The organism is Streptomyces phytophilus, from assembly GCF_013870535.1.
In the GTDB taxonomy this organism is placed as follows: Bacteria; Actinomycetota; Actinomycetes; order Streptomycetales; family Streptomycetaceae; genus Streptomyces; species Streptomyces phytophilus.
Window position 1 is genome coordinate 1 of record NZ_JACBXC010000668.1, and the last position, 3,336, is coordinate 3,336.

Annotated in this window: 1 protein-coding gene; it reads right to left on the reverse strand. The window is 73.7% G+C overall.

Translation table 11 applies throughout. From position 1 onward, the window contains the following. Positions 1-39: 39 nt before the first annotated feature. Positions 40-3,174 carry an alpha-mannosidase gene (locus H5J30_RS23225; RefSeq protein ID WP_181789322.1) on the reverse strand — a complete coding sequence of 1,045 codons (3,135 nt, stop codon included), beginning with the start codon at positions 3,172-3,174 and terminating at the stop codon, positions 40-42. Between the last annotated feature and the right edge of the window lie 162 nt (positions 3,175-3,336).

Sequence of the window (3,336 nt, forward strand, 5' to 3'; positions counted from 1 at the left end):
GGAGCGGAGGGGCCCGGCGCCGCCGGGCCCCTCCCGGGCTCACCGTACGGGCCGCATCCGCAGCGTCAGGATCTGGAACGGCCGGAGCCGCAGCGACACCCGGCCGTCCTCCTCCCGTACCGCGTCCGGCGATTCGAGCGGGCGCTCCAGCAGGTCCGTCACCTGTACGTCCGCCACCGGGAACGACGTCGTCAGCGTCCCCGACGCCCGCCCCCCGCGCGACTCGTACACCCGGACCACCACATCACCGCTCCGGTCCTCCGCGTGCTTGACCGACTCCACGGTGACCGCCGGGTCGGTCACCGAGACCAGCGGCGTCCGCGCCGCCGTACGGGCCGTGCGCAGCGGCAGGTTCAGCGCCAGGCCCCCGGCCACCGCCGCGCCCACGTCCGCGCCCGGCAGCAGCGCGTACCGGTAGCGGTGGACGCCGAGGTCCGTCTCCGGGTCCGGGAACTTCGGCGCCCGCAGGATCGTCAGCCGCACCGTCGTGCCGAGGCCGGCCTCGTGCGCCTCGCGCGTCACGTCGTGGCCGTACGTGGCGTCGTTGAGCACCGCCACCCCGTACCCCGGCTCGCCCACGTGCAGCCAGCGGTGCGCGCAGATCTCGAACTTCGCCGCGTCCCAGCTCGTGTTGGCGTGCGTCGGCCGGTGCACGTGCCCGTACTGGATCTCGGACGTGGACCGCTCCGCGTGCACGTCCAGCGGGAACGCCGCCTTGAGGACCTTCTCCTCCTCCCGCCAGTCGACCTCGGTGGTGAAGTCCACCTGCCCGCTGTCCGCTGCCAGGCTGATGTCCTGCACGATCCGCGACCGGCCGGTGGTACGCACCACCCGCACGGCGGCCCGCAGCGGCCCCGACTCGGTGACCTCCACGGACTCCGCGGCCACCAGGTCGGTGCGGGTGCGCCGGTAGAACTTGTCGATGTCCCAGGCGTCCCACTGGTTGGGGTGGTCGGGGTGGAGCTGCAGCAGGTTGGCGCGGGCGCCCGGCGCCAGCACCTCGCGGTCGGCGGTCAGGTCCCGTACGGAGGCCACCAGCCCGTCGCCGTCGACGACGACCCGCAACAGGCCGTTGTCGAGCACGACATCGTTGCCATCCGGCACGGCCGACACCCCGGCGCCGACCGCCGCCCCCGCCGTACCGGCGCCCAGCCCGGGTGCGTCCACCCGCGCCAGCGACCGGCCGTCGCCCAGCGGCTGCGTGAGCGCCCCGGACGGCAGCGCCGCCGACTCCGCGGCGGCCAGCTCCACGACCTCGCCCCGGTCGTACGGCGAGGCGTTCAGCACGGCGGGCCCGTCCCCGTCCGCGGCGCCCAGCGCCGCCACCGCCGCGGCCGTGATGCCCGTCAGCTCCTCGGCCACCGCCGCGTACGTCTGCGCCGCCTCCCGGTGCACCCAGGCGATCGAGGACCCCGGCAGGATGTCGTGGAACTGGTGCAGCAGCACGGTCTTCCAGATCCGGTCCAGCTCCTCGTACGGGTACGCGTACGCCGGATCCGCCAGCGCCGCCGCCGTCGCCCACAGCTCCGCCTCGCGCAGCAGGTGCTCGCTGCGCCGGTTGCCGCTCTTGGTGTCGGCCTGGCTGGTGTACGTGCCGCGGTGGAACTCCAGGTACAGCTCCCCGGACCACACCGGCGCCGCGGCCCCGTACTCCTCCTCGGCCGCCGCGAAGAACACCGCGGGGTTCGCCACCTCCACCCGGGGCGAGCCCTCCAGGGACCGCAGCCGGCGCGCCTTCTCCAGCATCTCGCGCGTCGGCCCGCCGCCCCCGTCCCCGTACCCGAACGGCACGAGCGACATGCTGGCCCGCCCCTTGTCGGCGAAGTTGCGCTCGGCGAGCGACAGTTCGGAGGCGTGCATGGTGGCGTTGTACGTGTCGACGGGCGGGAAGTGGGTGAAGACCCGGGTGCCGTCGATGCCCTCCCACCAGAAGGTGTGGTGCGGCATCTTGTTGGTCTGGTTCCACGACAGCTTCTGGGTGAGGAACCACCGGATCCCCGCCAGCCGCGCGAGCTGCGGGAACGCCGCCGTGTAGCCGAAGGAGTCCGGCAGCCACACCTCCTGGGTGTCCACGCCGAACTCCTCGGCGAAGAACCGCTTGCCGTGGATCAGCTGGCGCGCGAGCGCCTCGCCGCCCGGCATGTTGGCGTCCGACTCCACCCACATCGAGCCGACCGGCACGAACTGGCCGGTCTGCACGGCGGCGCGGATGCGCTCGTAGATCTGCGGCTGGTTCTGCTTGACCCAGGCGTACTGCTGCGCCTGGGAGCAGGCGAAGACCAGCTCCGGGTAGTCGCCGGACAGCGCCAGCTCCGTGACGTTCGCGAACGTCCGCGACGCCTTGCGCACCGTCTCGCGCAGCGGCCACAGCCAGGCGGAGTCGATGTGCGCGTGGCCGGTGGCGTACGCGCGGTGGGCGCTGGCCGCCGCGGGCTGCGCCAGCGCCGGGGCCAGCACCTCACGGGCGGCGGCGGCCGTGCCGGGCACGTCGTGCAGGTCGAGCACGTCGAGCATGCGGTCCAGGGTGTGCAGGATGTCGTGCCGCCGGCCCCGGTCCACCGGCAGTTCGTGCATCAGCTCCGACAGCACCTCGATGTCGAGGATCAGGTGCCACACGTCCTCGTTGAGTACGGCGAGGTCCGCGGAGCGGAAGGTGTACAGCGGCGCGTCGCCCGCGGTACGCAGCTCGCCGAGCAGGGTGGGGGTGAAGTCCTGGAGCACCGCGGGGTTCGCGGCGGCCTCCAGCAGCAGGCGGACGGGCTCGCCGCCGGCCGCGGGGGAGGCGATCGGCACATGGCGGTTGCGCGGGTGCACGCCCTTGACGGGCGCCCCCGCCGCGTCGTACACCAGTCCCTCGGCCTGGAACCCGGGCATCTCGGCGCCGAACCCGGGGTCGATCACCGCCTCGACGCGCCGCCCCGCCCAGCCCGCCGGCACGGTGCCGGCCAGCCGGAACCAACTGGTCGACCACGGCGGCCCCCAGGCGGTGCCGACGGCGAAGGGCTCGTACTCCTCGGGCGGGATCTTCAGCGCCTCGTCCGCCGGCACCGGCTCGCCTGGGCGGTGCCACACCGACAGCTCCAGGGGGACGCGTTCGGTGTACTGGGCGGGTCGGATGAACTGGCGCAGTGCGCGGTCCAGCCGGCCCTCTGCCAGCAGTCGGTCGTCGTGCATCGCGGCTCCTCACAGTGGTCGCTGTGATCTGCCTAACCTGCACGCGGCCGACGGGGCAAGAGGACCCACCCCCTCGATCGTCTTCCGGCCCCGTCAGCGGAGCTGGTTCTCCATGGCCGTGAGCTTCTTCTCCAGGTGGTCCAGCGGGGCCGCCAGCTCGTC